27 protein-coding genes and 5 tRNA genes are annotated in these 26791 nt (G+C 60.0%); 20 read left to right on the top strand and 12 right to left on the bottom strand.

Annotated features, from left to right (window positions below; all coding sequences use genetic code 11):
- Window positions 1-5: 5 nt before the first annotated feature.
- Both BFQ03_RS25220 and thiO read left to right on the top strand, forming a co-directional pair.
- Window positions 6-404, top strand: coding sequence for a type IV pilin protein (locus BFQ03_RS25220; protein WP_032861892.1), 399 nt, complete (start codon window positions 6-8; stop codon window positions 402-404).
- 42 nt (window positions 405-446) lie between these two features.
- A complete protein-coding gene (gene thiO, locus BFQ03_RS25215; RefSeq protein ID WP_065944242.1) occupies window positions 447-1547 on the top strand; it encodes a glycine oxidase ThiO in 1101 nt (366 codons plus the stop codon).
- Window positions 1548-1574: 27 nt separating this feature from the next.
- Here the strand turns inward: thiO and BFQ03_RS25210 are convergent, their stop codons facing one another.
- Complete coding sequence (locus tag BFQ03_RS25210; protein ID WP_065944241.1) at window positions 1575-1808, bottom strand: PP0621 family protein; 234 nt, start codon at window positions 1806-1808, stop codon at window positions 1575-1577.
- A gap of 126 nt (window positions 1809-1934) precedes the next feature.
- The gene (locus BFQ03_RS25205; protein ID WP_032861895.1) at window positions 1935-2960 is read right to left on the bottom strand and encodes an outer membrane protein assembly factor BamD; all 1026 of its coding nucleotides are present in this window, start codon (window positions 2958-2960) and stop codon (window positions 1935-1937) included.
- A 149-nt stretch (window positions 2961-3109) separates the two neighbouring features.
- On the opposite strand from BFQ03_RS25205, the gene rluD reads away from it, so the two are divergent.
- The 7 genes from rluD to BFQ03_RS25170 all read left to right on the top strand — a co-directional run bounded on the left by rluD (window position 3110) and on the right by BFQ03_RS25170 (window position 8232).
- The gene (gene rluD, locus BFQ03_RS25200; RefSeq protein WP_032861896.1) at window positions 3110-4072 is read left to right on the top strand and encodes a 23S rRNA pseudouridine(1911/1915/1917) synthase RluD; all 963 of its coding nucleotides are present in this window, start codon (window positions 3110-3112) and stop codon (window positions 4070-4072) included.
- Window positions 4069-4794, top strand: a complete 726-nt coding sequence (pgeF, locus tag BFQ03_RS25195) for a peptidoglycan editing factor PgeF (RefSeq protein WP_065944240.1) — start codon at window positions 4069-4071, stop codon at window positions 4792-4794. The genes rluD and pgeF overlap by 4 nt, the downstream gene beginning before the upstream one ends.
- 154 nt (window positions 4795-4948) lie before the next feature.
- A complete protein-coding gene (clpB, locus tag BFQ03_RS25190) occupies window positions 4949-7513 on the top strand; it encodes an ATP-dependent chaperone ClpB (protein ID WP_032861899.1) in 2565 nt (854 codons plus the stop codon).
- A gap of 303 nt (window positions 7514-7816) precedes the next feature.
- Window positions 7817-7892, top strand: a tRNA-Asn gene (locus BFQ03_RS25185).
- Between the two features lie 9 nt (window positions 7893-7901).
- Window positions 7902-7978 (top strand) — tRNA-Pro (locus tag BFQ03_RS25180).
- A gap of 5 nt (window positions 7979-7983) precedes the next feature.
- Window positions 7984-8059, top strand: a tRNA-Lys gene (locus BFQ03_RS25175).
- A gap of 96 nt (window positions 8060-8155) precedes the next feature.
- Window positions 8156-8232 (top strand) — tRNA-Pro (locus tag BFQ03_RS25170).
- 159 nt (window positions 8233-8391) lie between these two features.
- Here the strand turns inward: BFQ03_RS25170 and BFQ03_RS25165 are convergent.
- The 3 genes from BFQ03_RS25165 to BFQ03_RS25155 are packed head-to-tail and all read right to left on the bottom strand — an operon-like array spanning window position 8392 to window position 10593.
- On the bottom strand, window positions 8392-9690 hold the full coding sequence (locus tag BFQ03_RS25165; RefSeq protein WP_065944239.1) for an NAD(P)/FAD-dependent oxidoreductase: 1299 nt from the start codon (window positions 9688-9690) through the stop codon (window positions 8392-8394).
- A gap of 60 nt (window positions 9691-9750) precedes the next feature.
- Window positions 9751-9924: a DUF3094 family protein gene (locus BFQ03_RS25160; protein ID WP_032861901.1), complete on the bottom strand. Its 174-nt coding sequence runs from the start codon at window positions 9922-9924 to the stop codon at window positions 9751-9753.
- A 39-nt stretch (window positions 9925-9963) separates the two neighbouring features.
- The gene (locus BFQ03_RS25155) at window positions 9964-10593 is read right to left on the bottom strand and encodes a DUF1780 domain-containing protein (RefSeq protein WP_029292005.1); all 630 of its coding nucleotides are present in this window, start codon (window positions 10591-10593) and stop codon (window positions 9964-9966) included.
- A gap of 182 nt (window positions 10594-10775) precedes the next feature.
- On the opposite strand from BFQ03_RS25155, the gene BFQ03_RS25150 reads away from it, so the two are divergent.
- The gene (locus BFQ03_RS25150; RefSeq protein WP_065944238.1) at window positions 10776-11465 is read left to right on the top strand and encodes an energy-coupling factor ABC transporter permease; all 690 of its coding nucleotides are present in this window, start codon (window positions 10776-10778) and stop codon (window positions 11463-11465) included.
- A gap of 63 nt (window positions 11466-11528) precedes the next feature.
- Complete coding sequence (locus BFQ03_RS25145; protein ID WP_032861905.1) at window positions 11529-11744, top strand: hypothetical protein; 216 nt, start codon at window positions 11529-11531, stop codon at window positions 11742-11744.
- Here the strand turns inward: BFQ03_RS25145 and yacG are convergent.
- The 4 genes from yacG to BFQ03_RS25125 are packed head-to-tail and all read right to left on the bottom strand — an operon-like array spanning window position 11741 to window position 14656.
- Window positions 11741-11944 carry a DNA gyrase inhibitor YacG gene (yacG, locus tag BFQ03_RS25140; RefSeq protein WP_032861907.1) on the bottom strand — a complete coding sequence of 68 codons (204 nt, stop codon included), beginning with the start codon at window positions 11942-11944 and terminating at the stop codon, window positions 11741-11743. The two genes, BFQ03_RS25145 and yacG, sit on opposite strands and share 4 nt — an antisense overlap.
- Window positions 11941-12564, bottom strand: a complete 624-nt coding sequence (gene coaE / locus BFQ03_RS25135) for a dephospho-CoA kinase (RefSeq protein WP_065944237.1) — start codon at window positions 12562-12564, stop codon at window positions 11941-11943. The genes yacG and coaE overlap by 4 nt, the downstream gene beginning before the upstream one ends.
- Window positions 12561-13427 carry a prepilin peptidase gene (locus BFQ03_RS25130; RefSeq protein WP_275656704.1) on the bottom strand — a complete coding sequence of 289 codons (867 nt, stop codon included), beginning with the start codon at window positions 13425-13427 and terminating at the stop codon, window positions 12561-12563. The genes coaE and BFQ03_RS25130 overlap by 4 nt, the downstream gene beginning before the upstream one ends.
- Window positions 13428-13435: 8 nt before the next feature.
- A complete protein-coding gene (locus BFQ03_RS25125; RefSeq protein WP_065944236.1) occupies window positions 13436-14656 on the bottom strand; it encodes a type II secretion system F family protein in 1221 nt (406 codons plus the stop codon).
- A 203-nt stretch (window positions 14657-14859) separates the two neighbouring features.
- Here BFQ03_RS25125 and BFQ03_RS25120 point away from each other — a divergent pair, with 203 nt between their 5' ends.
- The 4 genes from BFQ03_RS25120 to BFQ03_RS25105 all read left to right on the top strand — a co-directional run bounded on the left by BFQ03_RS25120 (window position 14860) and on the right by BFQ03_RS25105 (window position 17313).
- The gene (locus tag BFQ03_RS25120; RefSeq protein WP_032861913.1) at window positions 14860-15270 is read left to right on the top strand and encodes a pilin; all 411 of its coding nucleotides are present in this window, start codon (window positions 14860-14862) and stop codon (window positions 15268-15270) included.
- An 82-nt stretch (window positions 15271-15352) separates the two neighbouring features.
- A complete protein-coding gene (locus BFQ03_RS25115; RefSeq protein WP_065944235.1) occupies window positions 15353-16759 on the top strand; it encodes an O-antigen ligase family protein in 1407 nt (468 codons plus the stop codon).
- Window positions 16760-16798: 39 nt separating this feature from the next.
- Window positions 16799-16871: transfer RNA gene (locus tag BFQ03_RS25110), tRNA-Thr, on the top strand.
- Between the two features lie 136 nt (window positions 16872-17007).
- The gene (locus tag BFQ03_RS25105; RefSeq protein WP_032861916.1) at window positions 17008-17313 is read left to right on the top strand and encodes a DUF6388 family protein; all 306 of its coding nucleotides are present in this window, start codon (window positions 17008-17010) and stop codon (window positions 17311-17313) included.
- A gap of 73 nt (window positions 17314-17386) precedes the next feature.
- Here BFQ03_RS25105 and nadC read toward each other — a convergent pair whose 3' ends face one another.
- Window positions 17387-18235, bottom strand: coding sequence for a carboxylating nicotinate-nucleotide diphosphorylase (nadC, locus tag BFQ03_RS25100; protein WP_032861918.1), 849 nt, complete (start codon window positions 18233-18235; stop codon window positions 17387-17389).
- Between the two features lie 268 nt (window positions 18236-18503).
- On the opposite strand from nadC, the gene BFQ03_RS25095 reads away from it, so the two are divergent.
- From BFQ03_RS25095 to BFQ03_RS25075, 5 genes are all read left to right on the top strand, one after another.
- Window positions 18504-20654, top strand: a complete 2151-nt coding sequence (locus tag BFQ03_RS25095; RefSeq protein WP_065944234.1) for a DUF1631 domain-containing protein — start codon at window positions 18504-18506, stop codon at window positions 20652-20654.
- A gap of 62 nt (window positions 20655-20716) precedes the next feature.
- Complete coding sequence (ampD, locus tag BFQ03_RS25090) at window positions 20717-21280, top strand: 1,6-anhydro-N-acetylmuramyl-L-alanine amidase AmpD (RefSeq protein ID WP_065944233.1); 564 nt, start codon at window positions 20717-20719, stop codon at window positions 21278-21280.
- Window positions 21277-22113 carry a regulatory signaling modulator protein AmpE gene (ampE, locus tag BFQ03_RS25085; protein ID WP_065944232.1) on the top strand — a complete coding sequence of 279 codons (837 nt, stop codon included), beginning with the start codon at window positions 21277-21279 and terminating at the stop codon, window positions 22111-22113. The genes ampD and ampE overlap by 4 nt, the downstream gene beginning before the upstream one ends.
- A gap of 332 nt (window positions 22114-22445) precedes the next feature.
- A complete protein-coding gene (locus tag BFQ03_RS25080) occupies window positions 22446-24476 on the top strand; it encodes a methyl-accepting chemotaxis protein (RefSeq protein WP_065944231.1) in 2031 nt (676 codons plus the stop codon).
- Window positions 24477-24605: 129 nt separating this feature from the next.
- Window positions 24606-25046: a hypothetical protein gene (locus BFQ03_RS25075; RefSeq protein ID WP_032861925.1), complete on the top strand. Its 441-nt coding sequence runs from the start codon at window positions 24606-24608 to the stop codon at window positions 25044-25046.
- Here the strand turns inward: BFQ03_RS25075 and BFQ03_RS25070 are convergent.
- Both BFQ03_RS25070 and cra read right to left on the bottom strand, forming a co-directional pair.
- Window positions 24966-25769 (bottom strand): TatD family hydrolase, encoded by an 804-nt coding sequence (locus BFQ03_RS25070; RefSeq protein WP_032861927.1) that lies wholly within the window; start codon window positions 25767-25769, stop codon window positions 24966-24968. The two genes, BFQ03_RS25075 and BFQ03_RS25070, sit on opposite strands and share 81 nt — an antisense overlap.
- 2 nt (window positions 25770-25771) lie before the next feature.
- The gene (gene cra / locus BFQ03_RS25065; RefSeq protein ID WP_065944230.1) at window positions 25772-26767 is read right to left on the bottom strand and encodes a catabolite repressor/activator; all 996 of its coding nucleotides are present in this window, start codon (window positions 26765-26767) and stop codon (window positions 25772-25774) included.
- Window positions 26768-26791 lie beyond the last annotated feature (24 nt).

The following is a 26791-nucleotide window of genomic DNA, read 5'->3' as shown; positions in this document are numbered from 1 at the left end:
TCGCGATGAGCGGCAACTGCAAAGGATTCACCTTGATCGAATTACTGATCGCACTGGCGGTTATTGCCACATTGGCCGCGGTGATTTATCCGGGGTACACCGCCCATGTGAAAAAAGCCTATCGCACGGAAATTGTCGGGCTGCTCACGGAGCAAGCCCAGCATCTGGAGCGCTATTACGTGAGAAATGGCACTTTTATTGATGCAAGCGGCGTCAGCACCGGCAATGATCGCTATAGAATCACGGTGATTCTGAATCCCCAGGATTTCACGCTAACCGCGACGCCCTTTGCCGTCGCGATGCTGGGTGATCCTTGTGGTGAGTTCAGTTTGACCAGCACTGGCGCACGGGCTAATCCCGGCGCTGTGCCCGGCACGACGCGTCAGGAATGCTGGGGGCGCTGAGGCTGGTGGGCACTCCTTTCTTTTTATGGGCTGAATGGAACAATGACCAAGCAACAGCAAGTCGTGGTTGTGGGTGGTGGTGTTATCGGGCTGTTGACGGCGTTCAACCTGGCAACTCAAGGGCGGGCGGTGGTCGTTCTGGACCGTTCGTCGTTTGGGCAGGAGTCCTCCTGGGCCGGTGGCGGGATTGTTTCGCCGTTATATCCATGGCGCTACAGCCCGGCAGTCACGGCGCTGGCGCACTGGTCCCAGGATTTCTACCCACAGTTGGCCCAGCGTCTGTTTGCGGCCACGGGTGTGGACCCTGAGGTTCATACCACGGGCCTGTATTGGCTGGATCTGGACGATGAAGCCGATGCCCTGGCCTGGGCCGTTCAGGAAGGCCGGCCATTGAGCAAGGTGGATGTTTCGGCCGCCCGTGACGCGGTGCCGGTGCTGGGTGCTGGGTTTGCACAGGCTATCTATATGGCGGACGTGGCCAACGTGCGCAATCCGCGCCTGGTCAAATCCCTCAAGGCTGCGTTGTTGGCGTTGCCCGGCGTAACCCTGCATGAGCATTGCGCGGTACAGGGCTTTATCCAGGAGGGCGGCAGCATCGTCGGGGTCAATACGGCGCAGGGTGAGGTGCGGGGCGACGAGGTCGTTCTCGCGGCCGGTGCCTGGAGTGGCGAGTTGCTTGGCAGCCTGGGTCTGACGTTGCCGGTGGAGCCGGTCAAGGGCCAGATGATTTTGTACAAGTGTGCTGCGGACTTTCTGTCCTGCATGGTTCTGGCGAAGGGGCGCTATGCGATCCCGCGTCGGGATGGGCATATCCTGGTTGGCAGTACGCTGGAGCATGAGGGTTTCGACAAGGCGCCGACCGAGCCGGCCCTGGAAAGCCTCAAGGCCTCGGCGGTGGAATTGATTCCAGCGCTGGCGGATGCCGAAGTGGTGGGGCATTGGGCCGGTTTACGGCCTGGGTCGCCAGAGGGCATCCCGTACATTGGCAAGGTGCCAGGGTTTGAAGGTCTGTGGCTCAACTGTGGGCACTACCGCAACGGGCTGGTATTGGCGCCTGCGTCTTGTCAGTTGTTTGCTGACTTGCTGTTGGGGCACGAGCCGGTGATTGACCCCGCCCCCTATGCACCCGCTGGTCGGATATAAGCTTGGGTGCCTGCAGGTCCAGGGTTTTCAGCGTTCGATAGATTTCGGTCCCTGCTCCAGGTGCGCCTGGGTGCAGTACCACTCCTGCTGCTGGTTCAACGCCCGGTCCTGAGGTAAATGTACGCCACAGTGGGCACAGCGAACCATGGGCGCAGCGCCTTGTTCGCGGGGCTGTTGCTGCGTTGAAGCGGGGCGCTTGAACTTGCGCCAGAACCATACCGCAGCAGCAATCAGGGCAATCCAGAACAGTAAACGAACCATGGCAGGCAGCTTCTCGACAGGGAATCCGGCAGTTTAGCCAAGGATGTTAACGGCGCACAGGGTAATAAAGTCGCGCCATGAAAAAAGGAGCCCCGAGGGACTCCTTCTTGTGTGGCCAGACTGGTATCAGTCAAAGACACCGAACGTCATGTAGCTGAACCACGAGCGGTCCTGGTTGTTGCCCAGGGCTTCGGGGGCTTCTTCCTCGATCACGTCGCCGTTCTCGTCATGCGGCTTGAGGTCCGACGGAATGGAGTCCTTGGCGTCCTGGTACTGCTTGAGAATGTCCTGGTTGGCTCGGGTTTCGCCCGGCGGCAACGGCGGACGGGACTCGATCAGACCCAGGGTGTACTTGCTCAACCACGAGCGGTTGTCCGCTTCGGCAACCTGCGGCACAAACTGGCCGTCTTTCAGGCTAGGGTGGTCCGGGTAGTTGAGTTTCAAGGTCTGCAGGCTGGTGTCTGCCAGGGTATCCAGATGCAGGCGCATGTAGGCTTCGGTCATCACAGCCAGGCCATCACCCACCGAAGGGGTTTCCTGGAAGTTTTCCACTACATAGCGACCACGGTTGGCGGCAGCGACATAAGCCTGGCGCGTCAGGTAGTAGTGGGCTACGTGGATCTCGTAGGAAGCCAGCAGGTTGCGCAGGTAGATCATGCGCTGCTTGGCGTCCGGCGCGTAGCGGCTGTTAGGGAAGCGGCTGGTCAGTTGGGCGAACTCGTTATACGAGTCGCGCGCGGCACCTGGGTCACGCTTGGTCATGTCCAGCGGCAGGAAGCGCGCCAGCAGGCCGACATCCTGGTCAAACGAGGTCAGGCCCTTGAGGTAGTAGGCGTAGTCCACGTTCGGGTGCTGCGGGTGCAGGCGGATAAAACGCTCGGCGGCGGACTTGGCAGCTTCCGGCTCGGCGTTCTTGTAGTTCGCATAGATCAGTTCGAGCTGGGCCTGGTCGGCATAGCGGCCAAACGGATAACGCGACTCCAGGGCCTTGAGCTTGGCCGTGGCGCTTGTGTAGCTATTATTGTCCAGGTCGGCCTGAGCCTGCTGGTACAGCTCGACTTCACTGAGGTTTTCGTCGACGACGTCCTTTGTTGACGAGCAAGCAGCAGTCATGGCGAGGATGGCGATCAGCAGCAGGTGTTTCACTTGCATGGCGGCTTGCGTCCCTATGACGGCCGCTGTCTTGGGCGGGGCCGTCCTGTTATGATGAGCGCCCCGATGAAAGCCTCGGGGCAAAAGACGCCGTATTTAACCACAAGCGCGCAGCCGAAACCAAAGGCTGTGCCACGCCTAGTCTGAGCATGTCCGATAAAATTGAACTTCGCGCAGAGGTGCCGTCCGAATTGGGCGGCCAACGCCTCGATCAAGTCGCCGCACAACTATTCGCTGAGCACTCGCGCTCGCGCCTTTCCGCCTGGATCAAAGACGGCCGCCTGACTGTGGATGGAGCGGTTATCCGCCCGCGAGACATAGTCCATGGCGGTTCGATTCTGGAGCTGACTGCCGAGCAGGAAGCCCAGGGAGAATGGATCGCCCAGGACATCGAGCTGGATATCGTCTATGAAGACGACGACATCCTGGTGATCAACAAACCCGCAGGCCTGGTGGTTCACCCGGCAGCCGGGCACGCTGATGGCACCTTGCTCAATGCCTTGTTGCACCATGTGCCGGACATCATCAATGTCCCGCGCTGCGGCATTGTCCACCGCCTGGACAAGGACACCACCGGTCTGATGGTGGTGGCCAAGACCATCCAGGCGCAGACGCAGTTGGTCACACAATTGCAGAGCCGCAGCGTCAGCCGCATCTATGAGTGCATCGTGATTGGTGTAGTCGTGGCGGGTGGCAAGATCAATGCGCCTATCGGTCGCCATGGCCAGCAGCGCCAGCGCATGGCGGTGATGGAGGGCGGCAAGCAGGCCGTCAGCCACTACCGCGTGCTGGAGCGGTTCCGCTCTCATACCCATGTGCGGGTCAAGCTGGAAACCGGCCGTACCCACCAGATCCGGGTGCATATGGCGCATATCAATTTCCCGTTGGTCGGCGATCCGGCCTACGGTGGTCGCTTCCGTATTCCGCCGGCGGCCAGTGTGACCATGGTCGAATCGTTGAAATCGTTCCCGCGCCAGGCGCTGCATGCACGCTTCCTGGAACTGGACCATCCGACGAGCGGTGAGCGGATGAGCTGGGAATCGCCACTGCCTGACGATTTTGTCTGGTTGTTGTCGCTGCTCAAGCAAGACCGCGAGGCCTTTGTCGGATGAGTGACTGGCTGATTCCTGACTGGCCTGCGCCGGCCGGGGTGAAAGCCTGCGTCACTACCCGCGCGGGCGGCGTCAGTCTGGCGCCGTTCGACAGCCTGAATCTTGGCGATCATGTCGAGGACAGCCCTGGGGCTGTGCTTGAGAATCGCCGTCGTCTCACTGCCGCGTTCGATATCCAGCCGGCCTGGCTACGCCAGGTTCATGGCGTCGTCGTGGTCGAGGCCGATCCTGGGCAGATTGCCGAGGCAGACGGCAGTTGGACCGATACGCCCGGCATCGCCTGCACCGCGATGACCGCCGATTGTCTGCCGGCCTTGTTTTGCAACAAGGCCGGGACCCGGGTCGCCGCGGCCCATGCCGGTTGGCGTGGACTGGCCGCGGGTGTGCTGGAAGCTGCTGCGCAAAGCCTGGAAACAGCGCCTGCCGAGGTAATGGTCTGGTTAGGTCCGGCGATTGGCCCAAAGGCCTTTGAAGTCGGCCCTGAAGTACGTGAAGCCTTCATGCAGCAACTTGCGCAAACGGCCGAAGCCTTTGTGCCGAGCCACAACCCTGGCAAGTTCCTGGCCGACATCTACCAACTGGCGCGCCTGCGCCTGGCTGCACGCGGTATCACGGCGGTCTACGGCGGGGGCTTGTGTACGGTGACCGACCCACGCTTCTTTTCTTACCGGCGCAACCCGCGCACCGGTCGATTCGCCTCCCTTATCTGGCTCGAACGCTAGACTCCCCTGATCCATATCAAGCATCGCCGGCTTGAATCTTCCAGAATCCACCCCATCTATAAGGGTATCTGGCAGGTTTCTTCATTCAGGATGCGTTAATCGCGAGCAAGCTCGCTCGCACATAGCTCCGGCCTGCTCAAAAGGAAGGTGACTAATGCGTATTGATCGTTTAACCAGCAAATTACAATTGGCGTTATCGGATTCTCAATCCCTGGCGGTTGGCCTCGACCATCCGGCCATCGAGCCTGCGCACTTGATGCAGGCGCTCCTTGAGCAGCAGGGTGGTTCGATCAAGCCCCTGCTGATGCAGGTGGGCTTTGACGTCAACAGCCTGCGCAAGGAATTGAGCAAAGAGCTCGATCAACTGCCAAAAATCCAGAACCCTACTGGCGACGTGAATATGTCCCAGGATTTGGCGCGCCTGCTCAATCAGGCCGACCGCCTGGCCCAGCAGAAGGGTGACCAGTTCATCTCCAGCGAGCTGGTGCTACTCGCCGCCATGGACGACAACAGCAAGCTCGGCAAGTTGTTGCTGGGCCAGGGCGTGAGCAAAAAGGCCCTGGAAAATGCCATCAACAACCTGCGCGGCGGCGAGGCGGTGAATGACCCCAATCACGAGGAGTCGCGCCAGGCCCTGGACAAATACACCGTCGACCTGACCAAGCGCGCCGAAGACGGCAAGCTGGACCCGGTGATCGGGCGTGATGATGAAATTCGTCGCACCATCCAGGTCTTGCAGCGCCGCACCAAGAACAACCCGGTGCTGATCGGTGAGCCTGGCGTGGGTAAAACCGCCATTGCCGAAGGTCTGGCCCAGCGCATCATTAATGGTGAAGTGCCTGACGGCCTCAAGGGCAAGCGCTTGCTGTCCCTGGACATGGGCGCGTTGATCGCCGGTGCCAAGTTCCGTGGCGAGTTCGAAGAGCGCCTCAAATCCCTGCTTAACGAACTGTCGAAGCAGGAAGGGCAGATCATTCTGTTTATCGACGAACTGCACACCATGGTCGGCGCCGGTAAAGGCGAAGGTTCGATGGACGCGGGCAACATGCTCAAGCCAGCACTGGCTCGGGGCGAGTTGCATTGCGTCGGTGCGACCACGCTCAACGAATACCGCCAGTACATTGAAAAGGACGCGGCCCTTGAGCGTCGTTTCCAGAAAGTACTGGTGGAAGAACCGAGCGAAGAAGACACCATCGCGATCCTGCGTGGCCTGAAAGAGCGTTATGAGGTCCACCACCGGGTAGCCATCACTGACGGCGCGATCATTGCGGCGGCCAAGTTGAGCCATCGCTACATCACTGACCGTCAGTTGCCGGACAAGGCTATCGACCTGATCGACGAAGCGGCTAGCCGTATCCGCATGGAAATCGACTCCAAGCCTGAAGTGCTCGATCGTTTGGAGCGGCGCCTGATTCAGCTGAAAGTCGAATCCCAGGCGCTGAAGAAAGAAGACGATGACGCGGCGAAGAAACGCCTGGAAAAACTCCAGGAAGAAATTGTCCGTCTGGAGCGTGAGTATTCGGACCTGGAAGAAATCTGGACCTCGGAAAAAGCCGAAGTACAGGGTTCTGCGCAGATCCAGCAAAAGATCGAGCAATCGCGCCAGGAGCTGGAAGCTGCACGCCGTAAAGGCGACCTGAACCGCATGGCTGAGTTGCAGTACGGGGTGATCCCGGATCTGGAACGCAGCCTGCAAATGGTCGACCAGCACGGTCACAGTGAAAACCAGCTGCTGCGCAGCAAGGTGACCGAGGAAGAAATTGCCGAGGTGGTCTCCAAGTGGACTGGCATTCCGGTGTCGAAGATGCTGGAAGGCGAGCGTGACAAGCTGTTGCGCATGGAAAGCCTGTTGCACCAGCGCGTCATCGGCCAGGAAGAGGCGGTGGTGGCAGTGTCCAACGCGGTACGGCGTTCGCGCGCCGGGTTGTCCGACCCGAACCGCCCGAGTGGCTCGTTCATGTTCCTCGGCCCGACCGGTGTAGGTAAGACCGAGCTGTGCAAGGCCCTGGCCGAGTTCCTCTTTGATACCGAAGAGGCGATGGTACGTATCGACATGTCCGAGTTCATGGAGAAACATTCCGTGGCGCGCTTGATCGGGGCACCACCAGGCTATGTGGGTTACGAGGAAGGTGGCTACCTGACTGAAGCGGTACGGCGTAAGCCTTACTCGGTGATCCTCCTGGATGAGGTCGAGAAGGCTCACCCGGATGTGTTCAACGTATTGCTGCAAGTGCTGGAAGATGGCCGGCTGACGGACAGTCACGGGCGTACCGTGGATTTCCGTAATACGGTGATCGTGATGACCTCCAACCTGGGCTCGGTACAGATCCAGGAACTGGTAGGGGATCGCGAAGCCCAGCGCGCAGCGGTGATGGATGCACTGACGAGCCACTTCCGCCCGGAATTTATCAACCGGGTCGATGAAGTGGTGATCTTCGAGCCCCTGGCACGGGATCAGATTGCAGGCATCACCGAGATCCAGCTGGGCCGCCTGCGCAGTCGTCTGGCAGAGCGCGAGCTGATGCTGGAGCTGAGCAGCGAGGCCTTGGACAAGTTGATCGCCGTGGGTTACGACCCAGTGTATGGCGCACGGCCATTAAAGCGTGCGATCCAGCGCTGGATCGAGAACCCGTTGGCCCAACTGATCCTGTCGGGCAGCTTTGTGCCGGGGACCAGCGTCAAGGCCACCGTGGAAAACGACGAAATCGTCTTCCACTAAGCGCCGATTGGGTGGTTATAAGCAAAGGCCCCGCATTGCGGGGCCTTTTTTTTCGATAGGGCGTTGAACTGTAAGGCAAAGGCTTGTAAAGTGCGCCCCGCAGCAACGTCAGCCCACGGGTTTCTTCTCCCCAAGAAGAAATCAGAAAGAAGCGCAAATCATTGTCTTAAAAGCAATTTAAAGGGTTGACAGGGGTTTTTAAGATTGTAGAATAGCGCGCCTCAGACACGCTAACGTAGCGATACGGACAGCGTCGAAGAGAAGGTTACATCGCAGTAAAAGTTGTAATTTGAAATATGTAGTTCCGTGATAGCTCAGTCGGTAGAGCAAATGACTGTTAATCATTGGGTCCCAGGTTCGAGTCCTGGTCACGGAGCCAATTTCAAGCCGGGGTATAGCGCAGTCCGGTAGCGCGCCTGCTTTGGGAGCAGGATGTCAGGAGTTCGAATCCCCTTACCCCGACCATTTTTGGGTCGTTAGCTCAGTTGGTAGAGCAGTTGGCTTTTAACCAATTGGTCGTAGGTTCGAATCCCACACGACCCACCATTTTTGAGACCAGTTAACACTGGAATCGAATCTTAAGATCAGAGGCCAAAAGCCCTGATCGAAGAAGGCGACTTGAAAAGGTCGCCTTTTTTTTACCGGGGTATAGCGCAGTCCGGTAGCGCGCCTGCTTTGGGAGCAGGATGTCAGGAGTTCGAATCCCCTTACCCCGACCATATTAAAAATCCTCGTATCGAAAGATACGGGGATTTTTTTTGCCTGTGAAAAACCTGAAAATACCGCCGATCCAATGTGGGAGGGGCTTGCTCCCGATGACGGTGTGTCTGAACCACCGCTATCGGGAGCAAGCCCCCCGCATTGACCTAGTCGTGCTGTTAGTGAAGCTTGAGACGCGGTTCGGTGCCCCGGCCGATCTTGCTGCCCAGCATCAACATCATCGTGCGGAAGAACCCGTACAGCGCCATCTGGTGCATGCGGTACAGCGACACATAGAACATCCGCGCCAGCCAGCCTTCGAGCATCACGCTGCCGGTCAGGTTACCCATCAAGTTACCCACAGCCGAAAAACGCGAGAGCGAGATCAGTGAGCCGTAGTCGGTGTACTTGTAGCTGGGCAGTGTCTTGCCTTCGATGCGCAATTTCAGCGATTTGGCCAGCAGCGACGCTTGTTGGTGCGCCGCTTGTGCCCGTGGTGGAACGTTGCGATCCGTGCCCGGTTGCGGGCAGGCCGCGCAGTCGCCAAAGGCGAAGATGTTCTCGTCACGTGTGGTCTGCAGCGTTGGCAGGACCTGCAATTGGTTGATGCGGTTGGTCTCCAGGCCATCGATGTCCTTGAGGAAGCCTGGCGCACGAATCCCGGCGGCCCACACCTTGAGGCTGGCGGGAATCACCTGGCCATTGCTGGTAATCAGGCTGTCGGCGGTGACTTCGCTCACGGCGGAGTTGGTCATGACCGTCACCCCGAGTTTTTCCAGGGTTTTATGCACAGGCCCGCTGATCCGCTCTGGCAGGGCCGGCAATACCCGTGGCCCGGCTTCGATCAGGGTGATGTGCATGTTTTCCGGCTTGATCCGGTCCAGGCCGTAGGCCGCCAGTTCATGGGCGGCGTTGTGCAGCTCGGCCGCCAGTTCGACGCCGGTAGCGCCAGCACCAACGATCGCCACGCTGATTTGCTCGACCACATCGGTTTGCCCAGCATGGGCGCGCAGATAGTGATTGAGCAGTTGCTGGTGGAAACGTTCGGCCTGCTTGCGGGTATCAAGGAACAGGCAGTGCTGTGCCGCGCCTTCGGTGCCGAAATCATTGGTGGTACTGCCAACGGCGATGACCAGGGTGTCATAGCTCAGCACGCGTGCGGGCACCAGTTCCCGGCCTTCTTCATCAAGGGTCGCGGCCAGCTGGATTTTCTTCTGATCCCGATCGAGCCCGCTCATGCGCCCCAGCTGGAACTCGAAGTGGTTCCATTTGGCCTGGGCAACATAATTGAGTTCGTCTTCAGAGGAGTTCAGCGAGCCGGCGGCAACCTCGTGCAGCAGGGGTTTCCAGATATGGGTGAGGTTGGTGTCCACCAGCGTGATGCTGGCGGTACCGCGCTTGCCCAGAGTCTTACCCAGGCGGGTAGCCAACTCCAGGCCGCCGGCGCCGCCGCCGACGATAATAATACGATGGGTCATGGGGATATCTCGCAAGGCTAAAAGAAATCGGTGCGGTTACCCGAGCGAGCGCCAGGCAGCTCATAGCGTCAGGTAACTCAAAAGGCGGCTCAGCAGGCCCAGGCCAATCACCACAATCAGTACCACCCCAAGGAGCAGCCACGGCCGGAAAGGCTTGCGCTCAACCTGGTGCTGGGACAGTTGCAGGTACTCTTCGACATGTTGCTGGTCGTCAGGGTTCAGGCGGCTGGTCATAAAGGCCTCGTCAGGTAGACGTTGCTAAAGGGCACCACGTTACAGGCTGATACCCACATCGAACACTATGCTGCGCCCCAGGTTGTTGCGCAAGAAATCCGGTGCGTCCGGGTGGGCGAACAACACGCGCGCAAAGGTCGGGCCGACCAATGACAGCGAGCGCCAGCCCTGGCGCAGGTATTCGGTGGGCGGCGGGAAATGGCTGTTGAGGTCCAGCACTTCGCGCTTGAGGCTGGCGAAGGCGATGATATCCAGCTCGCCCAGGTCCATGCCGCGTTCTTTGTAGTTATGGGCTTTCTTGCGCAGGGTCGGCGCCAGGCGCAGCAGGAATTCATGGGCGGGAATACGCCTGGGCTTGGCTTCACGCCGCACCAACTGACTCAGGGAAAAAGCACTGCGCCGACGCAGTAGTTCGTCGCGCCATTCGTCATTCAGGCGCCGGCCTTCGTCGAGGACAAAAAACACTTCGAAACTGGCGTCGCGAAACAGCACATCCGGCGGTTCTTGACCGGCGGCATGAAACTCTTCGGCGCGGTAGGGCACATTCAGGCCTTGCAGCAGGCGCTGGCAGACCCAACGCTCACGCTCCCATTTGCGGGCATTGGACAGGAACGCGTTGGCTTGTTCGGCCGCTATGGTGAGCAGGCGCAAATAATCTGAGTCATCCATGGTTGCAGCTTAGCGTTCAAATGATGAGCGCAGGAAGTCCCGTGTGAAAAGGCTCGGTGTAGACTGGCGGTTCGGTTGACGGTTTTCTACAAGGAGTTCGCGGTGAAGTTTCTGGTTGTGGTGTTACTGAGTCTTTTGCCTCTGTGGGCCCAGGCCGTTGAGCTTGGGGAGCCGTTGCAGCCGTGATCAGCGCCGCTGTGTTGGCGCCACTGACCCTGTGGCTGGGCTGGCTGTTGTATGCGCCCGTGATCCTATGGGCGATCCTGCGCTCGCCCTGGGTCGAGCTGTTTGCCGACCGACGGCGCCAGCATCTGTTGTTTGGCACCGTGTTCGCGCTGTTCATGCTGTGGTTGGTGCGTCGTGACTTCGATACCGGCGTGTCCTACCACTTTATCGGCATGACCGCTGTGACCCTGCTGCTCGACTGGCCGCTGGCAATTGTCGGCGGGCTGGCGGCGCAACTGGGTCTGGTGCTGCTCGGACGCCAGGACTTGGCGGCGCTCGGGATCAACGGCGCGTTGCTGGTCCTCTTGCCGGTATTGGTAACCGAGACATGCGCGTTGCTGGTGGAGCGGGCGCAGCCGCGCAATCCCTTCGTCTATATCTTCTGTTCGGGTTTTTTTGCCGCTGCATTGTCGGCGTTGCTGTGCCTGTTGGCCGGCCTGGGCCTGCTGTGGCTGGACGGCCGCTTCGCCATGCCTGAGTGGATCGAGGATTTTATCGGTTACCTGTGGCTGATCATCTTTCCCGAAGCATTTATCAACGGCGTAGTGATCAGTGCTCTGGTGGTGTTTTGCCCGGAATGGCTTGAGACATTCAACCGTACGCGCTACCTCTCGGCGCCCTGGAAGGACGACAATTCGCAGCCTTGATCCAAATCAAAGGCGAGACGCGCAAGTGGTCGCATGCTCTGCGAAACTTTCTGGAGCACGATCATGAGTGTGTACGAGTGGGCGCGGCAAGAGGTACGCAGGAGTCAGGAAGCGGCACTGGAAATTGGCTTTGACCCTGGTTTGAGCCTGCGTGCCCTGCTGAGTGCCGTGGTGCAGCAGAGCAAGGGCGTGCGCAGTTTTGAAGACCTGGCCGACGAGTTGCAATACCTTGCAGAAAACCTCGACGACCAGCAGGAGTACGCTTTTATGCGGCCTTAGTGGGCGCGCGGTGGCAGATCTTCCGAGAACAGTTCGTCTTCGGCATCCGGGCTGACTGGAATTTTGTGTTCTTCTGCGGCCCAGGCGCCCAGGTCGATCAATTTGCAGCGATCCGAGCAGAATGGCCGGTTGAGGTTGGTCGCTTTCCATTCCACGGGGGCACCGCAGGTTGGGCATTCGACGGTCAAGGGTTGGCTCATGTTCGGCCTCCACGCAAAGTAAGGTAAAAGTGGTGCAGTCGCTCGACCTCAGCCTGCAGCCAGGCCAGGTCCTGGTCATTGACCAGTACATCGTCGGCATGGCGCAGGCGATCTTCCCGTGAGGCCTGGGCCTTGAGAATTGCCTGCACCTGTTCTTCGCTGATGCCATCGCGCAGCAGGGTACGCTGAATCTGTGTTGATTGCGGCACATCGATCACCAGGATGCGCTGGGTCATGGTGTGCTGGCCCGACTCGATCAACAGCGGCGATACCAGGATCGCATAGGGCGAGCGAGCACGGGCCAGATGGCTGCGGATCTCGTCGGCAATCAACGGGTGCAGCAGGGCCTCCAGCCACAGGCGTTCTTGCGGCGCCTCGAAAATGCGCTTGCGCAAGGCGGCGCGATCCAACTGGCCATCAGGCAGCAGGATCGCGTCGCCGAAGTGCTCGGCAATCTTGGCCAGTGCCGGCCGGCCGGGCTCCACCACCCAGCGCGAGGCGTGGTCGGCGTCGATAAGGTCTACGCCAAGGTCGATAAAGTGCTGGGCCGCAGCGCTTTTGCCACTGCCGATGCCGCCCGTCAGGCCAAGAATCCAGGGTGTTGCGACAGAAGTGGTCATCTGAAACCGACAGACTGCAAATAGAAGTCGGTTATTTGACCACCCCAGAGCAATGCAATCCAGCCGGCAATCGCCAGATAGGGACCAAAAGGCAGGGGCACCGATGTCTGCGCGTTACGCATGCGCAACAGAATCACCCCCGATATCGCGCCCACCAGCGATGCCAGCAACAGCGTCAGCGGCAGGATCTGCCAGCCGCCCCAGGCGCCGAGCATGGCCAGTAGTTTGAAATCGCCATAGCCCATGCCGTCCTTGCCGGTGCATAGCTTGAATAGCCAGAACACTGCCCACAGGCTCAGATAGCCAGCAACTGCGCCCAGTAATGCGTCGGGCAGGCTGACGTACAGTTCGAAGTAATTGAGGATCAGCCCCAGCCACAACAGTGGCAACACCAGCGCATCCGGCAGTAGTTGGTGATCGGCATCAATCAGGCTCATGGCCAGCAAGCCCCAGCTCAAAAACAGGACTCCTGCGGCCGGCCAGCCGAAGCCGTAGTGCCAGGCGATAAATGCCGAGAGCAGCCCGCAGGCCAGCTCGGTCAGCGGGTAGCGCGGGCTGATGGAGCCGTGGCACCGCGCACAACGCCCTCTGAGCAGCAGATAGCTGAATACCGGGATATTTTCCCACGGGCGAATCGGCGCCGAGCAATGCGGGCAGCAGGAGTTGGGATGCAACAGGTTGTAGGTCGGGCCGCGGGGCTCCGGAGGCAGGCCAAGTATTTCATGGGCCTGGGCGCGCCAGTCCCGTTCGAGCATTTTTGGCAGGCGCCAGACCAGTACGTTGAGGAAGCTGCCGACGATCAGCCCCAGCACCAGCGAACACCAGACAAACAGCCAGGGGTGGAGGATCAGGAGTTGGTCCAGGGTCATGTTCAAAACGCCGTGCCGAGCTGGAAGATCGGCAGGTACATGGCGATTACCAGCGCCCCGACAATACTGCCGAGAACCACCATGATCAGCGGCTCCATCAGGCTGGTCAGGTTGTCCACCAGGTTGTCGACGTCCGTCTCATAATGATCGGCGACCTTCTCCAGCATGCTGTCCAGTGCGCCCGACTCTTCGCCGATGGCTGTCATCTGTATCGCCATGCCAGGGAACAGGCCGCTGGCGGTCATGGTTCGATTCAATTGCATTCCTATTGCCACGTCCTGGCGCATACGCATGATTGCTCGTTTGAACCGCTCGTTGCCGGTGGCTGCGGCCACTGAATCCAACGCCTGTGCCAGCGGTACGCCGGCGGCAAAGGTGGTGGCGAGTGTACGGGCGTAACGGGCGACCGCAGTTTTTTTCAGCAGTGTGCCTGCCAGCGGCACTTTCAACAAACCAGCGTCCAGCCAGAGGCGAAAACCAAGGTGTCGACGGTAGCTGTGGCGTAACCCCCAGGCAGTCGTGCTCATGGCCAGCAACAGCATCCACCACGCGCCTTGCATGAATTCTGATAGCACGATAACCAGCAGTGTAAAGCGCGGCAGAGGCGTGTCGCTGCCGGCGAACAGGCTCTCGAACTGGGGCACGACGTGGATCAGCAGGATGCTGCTGACCAGCATAGCCACAAGCAGGACCGCCAGCGGGTAGGTCATGGCTTTTTTGATCCGGGTCTTGAGGCGCTGGCTCTTTTCCAGGTGGGTGGCGACCCGTTCCAGCAGGGTTTCCAGGGTGCCGGCCTGTTCGCCTGCCGCAATCAGGCTGCAATACAGGGGGCTGAAACACTGCGGGTGTTTCAATAACGCATCGCTCAAGCTGTTGCCGGCGGCAACCTCTTGCTTCAATCCTTGGGTCAGCGTGCGCATGGCCCGGCTGTCGAGGCCTTCGCCAATCATATCGAAGGCTTGCAGCAGGGGGATTCCCGCTTTCAGCAGGGTCGCCAGTTGGCGAGTGAACAGGGCAATATCGGCAGGCGTGATGGGGTTGCGCAGGCCCGAAAGAAGGCTGGAGCGGAGTTGCACCCGAACCGGGTTGATACCTTGCCGGCGCAATTGGGCCTTGATCACAGCCGGGCTATGGCCACGGGTTTCACCGGACACCTTGCGGCCATTGCGCAGTGTGCCTTCCCAGGCGAAGGTGGCGGTGGAGTTCACGGTGACATCATTCATTGGGAGCGACAGCTCATCGACAGGTGACGATTTACAGCTTAGTCAGGCCTGTGTGTCCGTCAGGCGATTGGGCAGGGGAAAAATGTCAGATTGTGCGTCTTGTGAGCGCCTGGCCCGACGCGGATGAGTACACTGGCGCGGTTGTTGAGGGCAGGGCGCAGGATGTGCCTTGCGATGGGGTTTTATTCTGGAGAGTGAGTGTGATGCGTCAGAACGGCTTTACTTTGATCGAGTTGTTGATCGTCGTGGCGATCATCGGCATCTTGGCCACGATTGGCCTGCCCATGTATACCAAGCACCAGGCCAAGGCCAAGTTCACGGCGGGGTTGGCGGAAATCTCGGCGTTGAAGGCAGGTTTTGAGGACACCTTCAATCAGGGCACCACGCCCACGCTGGCGCTGATCGGCGGTACCAGCCCGACCGCGAACTGCGTGATCAGCGTTGCGGGTGATGTGGCCTCGGGAGCGGGCTCGATTGCCTGTGAAATCCTTGATGCCCCTGCACCCGTCCAGGGCAAGATCATTACCCTGGTACGCAGTGCCACTGACGGTTGGAAGTGCACCACCACTGCTCAAGAGCAGTACGCTGCAAAGGGTTGCACGGCTGGCAACTGAGGCCGGGCAGCGAAAATCAGTGACCGGAGCCTGTTGGATATGACGGGCTCCCAGGCACGCCACAGGGAAGTAAAGGTTGCCCATGACGTTATCCGTGCAACAGCGAGGAAGCGTGTTCTTGGTGGTGACACTGAGCCTTTTGCTGCTGGGCATCACCCTGTCCTTCAGTGGTCATGACTGGCAGCGTGTGATGCAGGTCGGCGTGGGTGTGTGTGCGCTGGTCTATGGGCTGTCGATTCCCGCCGGTCGCCTGGTCGACAAACCCACCGCTATCGGCCTGGTGCTGGTGTTCGGCCTCGGCCTGGTTTCTTCGTTGTTGGCCCACCAGCCCCTCTGGGCGTTGACCGAATGGGCGCTGATGATTATCTGCGGGGTGATTGTCGCGGCTTTTGCCCGGTTGCGGCGCAATGGCGACCAAACCCTGGATCAGGTGCTGATCCTGTTTGTGTTGCTGCTATGCCTGATCAAGACCCTTCAATATGGATATGCGGGCGTGCTGGCGTTTACCAGTGGCGAACCAATATTGGACACCGATCTCCTGCTTTCCGGGTTCTCCAACAAGCGCTTCTACGGCCAGTTCCAGACCTTTACCTTACCCTTGCTGGCGTTGCCGCTGCTGCTCGCGAGCACCTCACGGTTGGCGCGTGGGCTGGTGTTTACCCTGTTGTGTGCCTGGTGGTTGATTGCAATCAGTGGCGGTACCCGTGGCACCTGGCTGGGTATCGGAGTTGTCGCAGTCGTCCTGGCTTTTTTGGGGGCCGCAGGGCGTCGCTGGTTGGTCTGGCAACTGGCTGCGCTGTGTGGCGGGCTGTTTTTGTACTGGCTGTTGTTCTCGGTCCTGGCGCGTTATCTGGGGCTCGAAATCGCCAGTCTTTCCAATGATCGACTCACCACCAGCCTTTCAGGTCGAGAAGTGATCTGGTGGCAAGCCTGGGGCATGCTCAGTGAACGGCCGTGGCTAGGCTTCGGGCCGATGCACTTTGCCGATATCCCGAACCCGATTGCCGCCCATCCGCACCAGGCAATCTTGCAGTGGGCCAGTGAGTGGGGCGTGCCCTCGGCCTTGTGTGTGTCGTTGCTGGCACTGCGCGGCGGCTGGGCCACGTTGATGGTGATTCGCCGGCAAGGGCCTGCTGGATCATCGCAAGACCTGTTGCGCCTGTGTCTATTCGCCGCTTTGATGGGCGCGACGGTGCAGGCCATGGTCGATGGGGTGATTGTGATGCCTTATTCACAACTATGGCTGGCGCTGGTGGTGGGCTGGCTGTTGGCATTGCATCCGTGGCGCACATCCGTTGCCGAGCCGATGCCGCTGTTGCGTCGGGCCTGGCAGGTGTCGGCGGTGCTTTCGGTGGCGTTGCTGGTATTTGTCGTGTACCGCGACCTGCCAGGCGCCACTGAGCGCAGCCAACACTACATCGACGTTACCAAACGCCATCTGCAGCCACGGTTCTGGGTCCAGGGAGTCATTGCGCCGCATGTCCGGTAAGTTGCCGGGCGCCCAATGCAGTGCTAGCTTTAGCCCACCGCCCGTGTAGCTCAGTTGGTAGAGCAGCGCACTCGTAACGCGAAGGTCGCAGGTTCGACTCCTGTCTCGGGCAAAAAGGCACCACAGTTTTCAGATGATCCCAGAATGGTTCTGAAGGCCAGATGAACCGGTATTCGTGCCCGTTCTTTTGTATCTGCGCAACCTTGATGACCCAGATGCATCCCCATTCCTCGATCTAAGAGAACACCATGACCACGACAGCAATGACCCAGGAAGTGCGGCACGCAGAAGCCCTCAAGAAATACCTTGAGGAGTCGCCGCAGCTTAAGGAAGAGATCAAGGACCTGAGTGCTGATGACCAGCGCGACCAGATCCAGTGGGCATTCGAAGACGAGGCCGAGAGCCAGGGCTTCCAGCCTTGGGAACTGACCCTCAAGTACACGTCCACGCCGCAAGAGTTCGAGGCGGCACGCCTGGCCCTGCACAAGGAGGCGGCCGAAGTGTTGGGAGTCGAGTGGGAAGAGTACTGCGAGATGAACAATCTGGTGGTCTAGAAGCAGCGGCAAATTTCAAGCCTTAAGCTGCAAGTGGCGCCAGGCGCTCTTGCAGCTTAAAGTTTGTAGCCACTCAAATACTGAGTCGCATCGATAAATCCACCGCCTTCACATCCTTGGTCATCGCCCCGATGGAGATGTAGTCCACGCCGGTTTCGGCAATGGGCAACAAGGTGCTTTCATTGATCCCGCCGCTGGCTTCGAGCTTGGCCTTGCCGCCGTTCAAGCGTACGGCTTCGCGCATGTCGTCCAGGCTCAGCTCATCGAGCATGATGATATCGGCACCCGCCGCCAGGGCTTCGCGCAACTCTTGCAGGCTTTCCACTTCGACTTCCACCGGCTTGCCCGGGGCAATCTTGTGGGCGGCCGTAATGGCCTGGGCAATGCCACCACAGGCGGCGATATGGTTTTCCTTGATCAGGAACGCGTCATACAGGCCAATACGGTGATTGTGGCAACCGCCGCAAGTTACGGCGTACTTTTGCGCCAGGCGCAGGCCGGGCAGGGTCTTGCGGGTGTCCAGCAGTTTGACCTGGGTGCTGGCGACAAAGTCCGCCAGGTATTGCGCACGCGTGGCCACGCCGGACAACAACTGCAGGAAGTTCAGCGCACTGCGCTCACCGGTCAACAGCGAGCGGGCGGGGCCTTCGAGGTGGAACAGCGCCTGGTTGGGGCTCACGCGTTCACCGTCGCGCACCTGCCAATGCACGGCAACCCGCGGGTCCAACTGGCGGAACACGGCATCGACCCAGGCAGTGCCACTGATGACGGCAGCATCACGGGTGATGATCGTGGCCTTGGCCAGCCGTTCGGCGGGGATCAATTGCGCGGTGATATCGCCGCTGCCGACATCTTCCAGCAGTGCGCGGCGCACGTTGGCTTCGATTTCGGCGGTGAGGTCGGCGAGGCGTAGATTCGGCATAGCGGGCTCCACATACAAAGTGCCTCGATTATAGGGGCATGGCAGCGCCGAACCCAAGGTATGCCGCCATAACCTGCCTGATTACAAAGCGCCTACAGAGTTTGCTGGCGCTACAGGGGCTATTTGCAAGATAATCTCGCGCCTTGCAATTGGCGTCATAGCTTTGACGTCTCGGTGATCTACAGATAATCGCGGTAACTGCCGGTATTCCATCGGCGGTTGCAGTGATCGTTCACTCAACCGAACCCCGTCGTTCCAGGAGGCCAGCATGCACAATGACGCAAAGGTGGTGCCGATCAACAAGATCGCTGCACACGCGATGCCGTCGCCGCTTGCCCGCCTGCCCGTGATCGTGCTCCAGGTTCGTGACAAGGCCACGCAGCAACTCGACCGGGGTTTGCAGGAGTTGTTCGATAACGCCGACGACACCCTGTTCGAAATGGCCGACAAGGCCCGCAACAGCGCCGACCACAATATTTTCTTTGAGGCGATGCGCGACCTGCGCCTCAAGCGCAAGAACTTCGAACGTATGTTCATGGAGCAGCTCTTCGCGGCGTTCGCCAACCTGGGGCAGGCTGGGCAAGGCGAGTTGCTGTTACCGACGGTTTCCTACGACGAGACGCCTGGCGTGTGCGCCGACGACCTGGAAAAAGCCGTGGCCCTGGAGGCCATGCTCGACAAGGTCATGCACCGTGACGGCCTGGCGCTGGGGCAACTGAGCGCCCGCCTGGGTGTATTGTTGGGCAAGCGCCTGGATGATCGGGAAAACCCCCTTGGCCCGGCGATGCTCTGCGAGTACTTCCTGCGGGCCGGGCGCAGCCTGGGGGTGGAGATCCGGGTCAAGCTGATCATTTTGAAGCTGTTTGAAAAGTACGTACTCAGCGATGCCGACCTGCTGTACGGCGAAGCCAATCAGTTGCTGGCCGCCACGGGCGTGCTGCCTGAACTCAAGGCCGTGCCTTCACGGCGTCCTGGCGAGCGTGCCAGCAGGGCCCGCCCGCCCATCGAGGCCGCCCCGGCTGTCGACCCACAAGCCGACGAAGCCGAGCAACAAGTCTTCGCCGCCCTGCAAGAACTGCTACTGACAGTGCGTGGCAGCGTCGCCCCGACCCTGGAGGCCAGTGCCCAGGCCCAGCCTATCTCTACCCGCGACCTGCTGCGCCTGCTGTCCCATTTGCAACAATATGTACCGGAGCCTGCGGTCGAGGACGATTTTGACCTGCGCCGCCAATTGGAAGAACTGCTCACCCGGGTCAGCGTCAAGAGTGGAAAGTCGCGGGTAGTCGAAGATGCCGATGAGGATGTGATCAACCTGATCGCCATGTTGTTCGAGTTCATCCTCGACGACCGCACCCTGCCTGACTCCCTCAAGGCCTTGATTGCGCGCCTGCAGATTCCCATGTTGAAAGTGGCCGTGCTGGACAAGAGCTTTTTCAGCCGCGCCAACCACCCCGCACGACGCCTGCTCAATGAAATCGGGACCGCCGCCATGGGCTGGGGCAAGCGTGATGATTATCAGCGTGACAGCCTGTACCTGCGCATCGAGCAGGTGGTGCAGCGGTTGTTGAACGATTTTGTCGATGACCCGGCAATTTTCTCGGTACTCCTGCACGAGTTCACCGCGTTTACCCAGGACGAGCGCCGTCGCAGTGAGCTGCTCGAACAGCGTACCCGCGATGCCGAGGAAGGGCGCGCGCGCACCGAACAGGCCCGACAGCGGGTTGCGGATGCGCTCAATCAGCGCTTGCTGGGTAAGGTCTTGCCACATTTCGTGGTGCAGTTCCTGCAGCAGGCCTGGAGCCAGGTCTTGTTGCTTGAATGCCTAAAACATGGGCAACACTCGCCACAATGGCAGGCGCGGTTGCGGACCATGGATGAGCTGATCTGGAGTGTCGGCCTGAGTGAGGACACCGAGGCCGGCCGTCGCTTGCTGGAGCAATTACCCGCGTTGCTCAAGGCCCTGCGCGAGGGGTTGAGCGAGGCGGCGTTTGACTCTTTTGTTACCCGGGAGTTTTTTATCCAGTTGCAAGCCCTGCATACCCAGGCGTTCCAGGGGGCAACGCTTGCCAGCGTGACGCTGGTTGAAGTGCGCGAAGACTTGGGGGCAGTGGAGACGGTCAGCCTGGCAGAGGATGATCCCGATTTGCTCAAGGTCCTCCAATTGCGTATCGGCAGTTGGGTCGAGTTCCGCGAAGATGAAGACAATGCCCTGCGCTGTAAGCTGACGGCGATTATCGAGCCGGCCAACAGCTATATCTTTGTCAATCGCACAGGCCTCAAAGTGCTGGAAAAAACCTGCACCGAACTGGCCCTGGAGTTCAAGCGTGGCGGGGTGCGCACCCTGGATGATGCGCTGTTGTTCGACCGCGCACTGGCGTCGGTGATTGGCAATCTGCGGCAACTCAATCGCGCCAAGTGATCGCAACCGCCAGGCGGATCACGGCATACTGAGTGCTCCCAAGTCTTGCGCAAGGAACCTGTATGCAGTTGGACCCCACCAGCGGTTGGTGCCAGGGCGTTGCCCATTGCCCATCGCCCAACTTCAATGAGCGCCCGGGCGGCGAGATTTCCTTGTTGGTGGTGCACAACATCAGCTTGCCACCGGCCCAGTTCGCCACGGGCAAAGTGCAGGAGTTTTTCCAGAATCGCCTGGATGTCACGGAACATCCCTACTTTGCAGGTATTGCTGACTTACGGGTTTCAGCGCACTTTCTGATTGAGCGTGATGGCGCGGTGACGCAATTTGTCTCCTGCCAGGACCGCGCCTGGCATGCCGGTGTTTCCTGTTTCGAGGGGCGTGAGACCTGCAATGATTTTTCCCTGGGGATCGAGCTTGAAGGGACCGACGACCAACCCTTTACCGATGCCCAGTACCAATCCTTGATCGAACTGAGTCGCCAATTGCTGGCCGCCTACCCGGGCATCACGCTCCAGCGCATTTGCGGTCATAGTGACATCGCCCCAGGACGCAAGACCGATCCTGGACCGGCTTTTGATTGGGCGCGTTTTCGCGGCGCCTTGCAGGAAGGAGGACATGCACAATGAGTTTTCTGGTGTTGGTGCTGGCGGTGTGGATCGAGAAGTTCTCGGCCTTGCGTCAGCGGGTACAGCGCGATGGCCGCTGGCTGCGCGAGCTGGCCCGGCTTGAGTCGAGCACGCGGCTGGGCAAGCAACCCTGGCTGATCCTGGCGCTGCTGGTACTGCTGCCGGTGGCGCTGCTGGGGCTGTTGCTGCTGGTCCTGGAACCGGTGGCCTATGGTTTGCTGGCACTGCCGGTGCACCTGCTGGTGGTGATCTACAGCCTGGGGCGCGGTGATCTGTTGGGCCAGCTCGGGCCGTTTCGTGATGCCTGGCGCCGGGGGGACCTGCAAGCGGCTGAGCATGTTGCCGAACGCGACCTGGCCATTGGCGCCGACAGTGGCGAGCAACTGCTGGAGCGGGTCCAGAGCCATTTGCTGTGGCAGGCCTACCAGAGTTTTTTCGCGGTGATTTTCTGGTATTTCCTCCTCGGCCCTGTGGTGGCCCTGGCCTACCGCTTGCTGGCGCTGGCCAGTGAGCGCAGTCAGAACCCATTGGTGGCCGAGCGCGCCGGGCAATTGCGCCATGCTTTCGACTGGTTACCGGTGCGGTTGCTGGCAGCGAGCTTTGCCTTGGTGGGCAATTTTGTCGCGGTCAGCCGGGTCATGCTGCATGAGCTGCTGAACTGGGATATCAGTGCGGCGCAGTTGGTGGAAAAGGTTGGCCTGGTGGCCGGGGAAATTCCGCCGCCGGTAGTGGGTGCAGATGGCATCAACAGCCTGGATCGCTTGTGGGAACTGCTGCTGCGCGCGGCGGTGTTGTGGTACGCCGGGTTTGCGATCTGGACTGTTTTACCCTGAGAAACGCCCTTTGTAGGAGCGAGCTTGCTCGCGAAGAACTTACAGGCGCCGCGTTCATTCAGTAAGTACGCCTTATCGTTGACGTTTTTCGCGAGCAAGCTCGCTCCTACAGAAGGCGATGACCGCTTAACTGACTGGCATTAGAGCAATTTCCCACAGGGAAGATGTGTTGGTATCAAGAAATCGGTCGGCCTATTAAGCGCCGCCGATCGCGTTAACCTTAAGTTACAAAACTCCCCGCCGATTTAAGCTATACAGACAGCGCGCCCAATAGTGGCTTTCTGCCGCTGCCCTGCGCCTTCAATAAAAATAAAAGAAAAGGGAGTTCATCTGTGAAGAGCTTGCTCTATCCCGCCATCGCGCTGATGAATCGCCTGAGCTTCGGCATGAAGTTCAGCCTGATCAGCGTGTTGTTTTTCCTGCCGATGCTGGTGACCAACTATTACCTGGTGCGCGACTCCTGGCGTGAGTTCCAGGGCACGCAGGTTGAGTTACAGAGCCTGGACCTTCTGGGCAGCAGCCTGATCCTGCGCCGCGACCTGGAAACCCTGAACAATCAGGTACAAATCAACGCCACCCTCGGCCAGGCGGGCAAGGCGGGCGATATCGAAAGTCAGATCAGCGCATTGGAACTGCGCGTCCTTGAACGCCTGCAAGGCTTCCAGGCGATGACGGCCGATCCCGAGCAAGTTGCGGTGTTTGAGGGTAAGCGCGACGAGATGATCGCGGCCTTCAAAGTCCAGCAAAGCGAATCTTCGTTGTTGAGCAAAAGTGCGCTGATTGGCAAGTTGCTCAACAAGGCGCAGATGTTCAGCCAGATCATTGCCAGCCAGTCGGGGTTGAGCCGTGATGTGCAGGGTGATGTGCGCCAACTCAGCGAACTGGTGACCAGCGTCACCCCGCAAGTCACCCAGACCTTGGGCGAGGGCCGGGCCATGGGTGCGTACTCCCTGGGCCAGGGCTTTCTCAACTCATCGTCCAGCACGCGTTTTGACGAACTGTTGCAACAGTTGGAAAAGCTCCAGGCTGAATACGGCTTGAAAGTGCAAGACGCCCTGAACTCCAGCAAGGCCGCCCATGACGCGTTGGATACCTTGGCCCAAGCCAGCCAGGCCAGCCTCAAGCAGGGCAGCGAACTGTTCGAGGAACAGGTGGTGATGGCCGAGACCCTGGAGGCGCCGTGGCAGGGTTTTTATGATCAAGTGACAGCCTTGATGGCCAAGACCTATCAACTGGACGATGCGACCCTGTCCTTCCTCGACCAGCAGCTGCAACAGCGCCTGGCCCAGAACCGTACGCATATGGTGGTGCTGGTTGCGGCGCTGGCGGCGGTGTTCCTGTTGATCTTCTATCTGTACGGCGGCTTCTACGCCTCGACCCGCACCACCCTGCGCCGCCTGGGCGCGATGATGGATAAGGTCGCCGCCGGGGACATGACGGTCAGCTTCAAGTCCCAGAGCCGCGATGAGTTGGGTGAGTTGGGTGAGGTGTTCAATGGCACCGTAGCGAAAATCCACGACCTGATTGAACGGGTAGGGCACACCGTCCAGGAAGTCGAGCATCAGGCCGGGCAAGTGGAGTCGGTATCGGCGCGCAGCAATCAGGCGGTGTCGGGCCAGCGCAGCCAGATCGAACAGGTGGCAACGGCCATGAACCAGATGTCGGCGACCGCCCACGAAGTCGCGCGCAGTGCGGCGGCGGCTGTCAGCAGTGCTCACAGCGTCAACGATGAAACCCTCAGCGGGCGTGGCCTGGTGCAATCCCAGCAGGGCAGCATCGCGCAACTGGCGTCCGAGATCGACCAATCAGTGCTGGTGATCAATCAACTGGCTATCGACAGTCAATCGATCAGCAGCGTGCTGGAAGTGATCAAAAGCATTGCCGAACAAACCAACCTGCTGGCCTTGAACGCGGCCATCGAGGCGGCGCGGGCGGGCGAGCAGGGACGTGGGTTTGCCGTGGTGGCCGATGAGGTGCGCACCCTGGCCCGGCGCACCCAGCACTCCACTGAAGAGATCGAGCAGATGATCGCCAAATTGCACCAGGGCGTGGGTGCGGCGGTGAAGGCCATGGGCAGCAGCCATAAAATGGCCAGCGGTACGGTCGGGCAGTCGGAAAAAGTCCAACTTGCCCTGGAAAATATCCTGGGCGCCGTGGGGATGATCGTCGATCAGAACCAGCAAATCGCCGCGGCGGTGGAGCAACAGACGGCGGTGGCCCATGACATCGACCAGAACATCGTCGAGATCAATCGGGCTGGCGAGCACGCGGCCCAAGGTGCGCATCAGACCGAAGAGGCCAGTCGGCAATTGTCTTTGCAGGTGATTGAACTGAAAAAGCTGATCGGTGCATTTCGCGTGTAAGACTTTGATGTAGGTTTTATCTGTTAGCTGTGTGGTGCATGTCCTGTTTTCCCGGGTGAGCTTTTTTCGCAACGAGATTGGGTGAGAATTTGTTTCACACCCCATCCAGCGCTTCCGGGAGGCAGGGCCATGACCGCGACAACCCCAGGCGTGAAAGGGCATTGCGCCCATTGCGATATCACCTTCGTACTCAAGCCCTGGCAGCTCAATGCCATTGCCCTCAACGAGCCTTTTGACTGTCCGTATTGCCACAAAGTCCTGCTGCTCAATTGTCCCAGGCAACTGCGCCAGTTGAAGTCCCTGGACAACCTGGCCTTGCTGCGCCCAAGCATGCTCGTGTTGACCTGCGTGGCCTTGTTGGTGGCCCTGGTGGTGGAGTGGGTCGGCTTGATCAGCAAGGTCGGGCAATTGAACGTATCGCTGGTGGCGATCCTGATTCACTTCCTCACCCTGCGCTACGCCCGCCACCGGCATCGCATGACCCTCACGCTACAGGCGGTCAACCCCATCATCGAGCGGCCAGTTGAACAGTTCGCAGGCGTTGCGGGTGCTCGCCTCGGCCAGCGCTGAAGGGCTGATCCCCATCCGTTCAGCCAGGGCGCTGCAGATTGCCGGCAAGTGCTCTGGGCTGTTGCGTTGACCGGGGTACATGGCGGGCGCCATGTCTGGCGAGTCGGTTTCCAGTACCACCGATTCCAACGGCAGTTGGGCGATGACCTTGTGCATGCGTAATGCCTGGGGCCAGGTCGGCGCGCCGCCCAGGCCGAGCTTGAACCCCAGCTTGATGTATTCACGGGCTTCTTCGCGGCTGCCGGCGAAAGCATGGATGATCCCACCCCGGGGCAGGCGGATGCGTTTTAGGGTAGAGATAACGGCTGCGTGGCTGCGTCGCACATGCAGCAGCGCCGGCAGTTGGAAGTCTGCAGCCAACTGCAACTGGGCTTCAAACAGGGTTTGCTGGCGCTCGCGGTCCAGGTGCTCAAGAAAGTAATCCAGGCCGATTTCACCCACGGCACAGAGCTGGCGGTGGCCCTTGAGGCGCGTCAGCCAGTCACCTAGTTCGATCAGGTCTGCGCAGCGATGTTCATCCAGATACACCGGGTGCAGGCCGAAGGCCACATGCAGGTCCGGGTCTTGTTGCGCCAGGTCCCACAACCGCTGCCAATTGCGCTGGTACACCCCCAGCACCACCATGCGCCGCACGCCGAGCTGGCGGCTATGCTTGAGCACCTCGTCGCGATCAGCGTCGAAATCCTCGAAGTCGAGGTGGGTGTGGCTGTCGATCAGCTCCACGCCTATGCCTCGTGAATCCGCTGCTTGAAGGTCCGGCCAATCGCATGCACGCCCGGCTGGTAGTGCTGCTCTTCAATCGCCGCCAGTGCCAGGCGCAGGGCCGTATCGGCGATCAGCGCGTGTTGCTGGGCCATGGCGTTGACCGGCAGCGGCAGGAAGTCCAGCAACTGGGTGTCACCGAAAGTGCCGAGGCGCAGCGGTCGGGACTTGAGCGGGAAGTCATGCAGCGCGTCAAACACCCCTTGCAGCAGGACGTAGGAAGTGGTCACCAACGCGTCGGGCAAATGCCCCAGGCGTTGCAGGAGTTCTTCCATCAACTGGCGGCCACAGTCGCGACTGAAGGCTTCTCCATGCTCGATCAGAATGTCACCCTTGAAGTCGTGCAGTGCTTGCTGGAAACCTGCTGCGCGCTCCTGGCTGATGCTCAATTCGGGGTGGGCGCCGATCAAGACGATCTGCCGGGGCAGCGGTTGCAGCAGGCTGCTGGTCAATTGCTGGCAGGCCTGGCGGTCATCGCTGACCACCGAGCAGAACTGCTCGGGCGCCATCACCCGGTCGATGGCGATCACCGGCAGGCCCTTGGCTTGCAGCTCGCGATAACAGTCATCGCTGGCGGGCAGGCAACTGGCAACGAACAATGCGTCGCAACGCCGCGCGCGGAACAGTTTCAGCAACTGGCGTTCGCTGTTGGCATCGTCGTCGGAACTGGCGATCAGCAACTGATAGCCACGGGCTCGTGCGCCTTGTTCCAACAGCTTGGCGATCCGTGCGTAACTGGGGTTTTCCAGGTCCGGCAGGATAAACCCCAAGGTGCGGGTATGCCGGCTGCGCAACCCGGCGGCCTGGGGGTTGGGGGTAAAGCCATGCTCCTCGACCACCGCGCGCACCCGTTCGACGGTGGCGCTGCTGATCCGTTGCTGTTCGGCCTTGCCATTGATGACGTAGCTGGCGGTGGTCACGGACACACCGGCTATGCGTGCAATATCACTGAGTTTCAAACCGGGATTTCCTTGTTTTTTAGA

The organism is Pseudomonas sp. 25 R 14 (genome assembly GCF_900004755.1).
Lineage (GTDB): Bacteria > Pseudomonadota > Gammaproteobacteria > Pseudomonadales > Pseudomonadaceae > Aquipseudomonas > Aquipseudomonas brenneri.
This window is presented reverse-complemented; position numbering and strand designations above follow the sequence as displayed.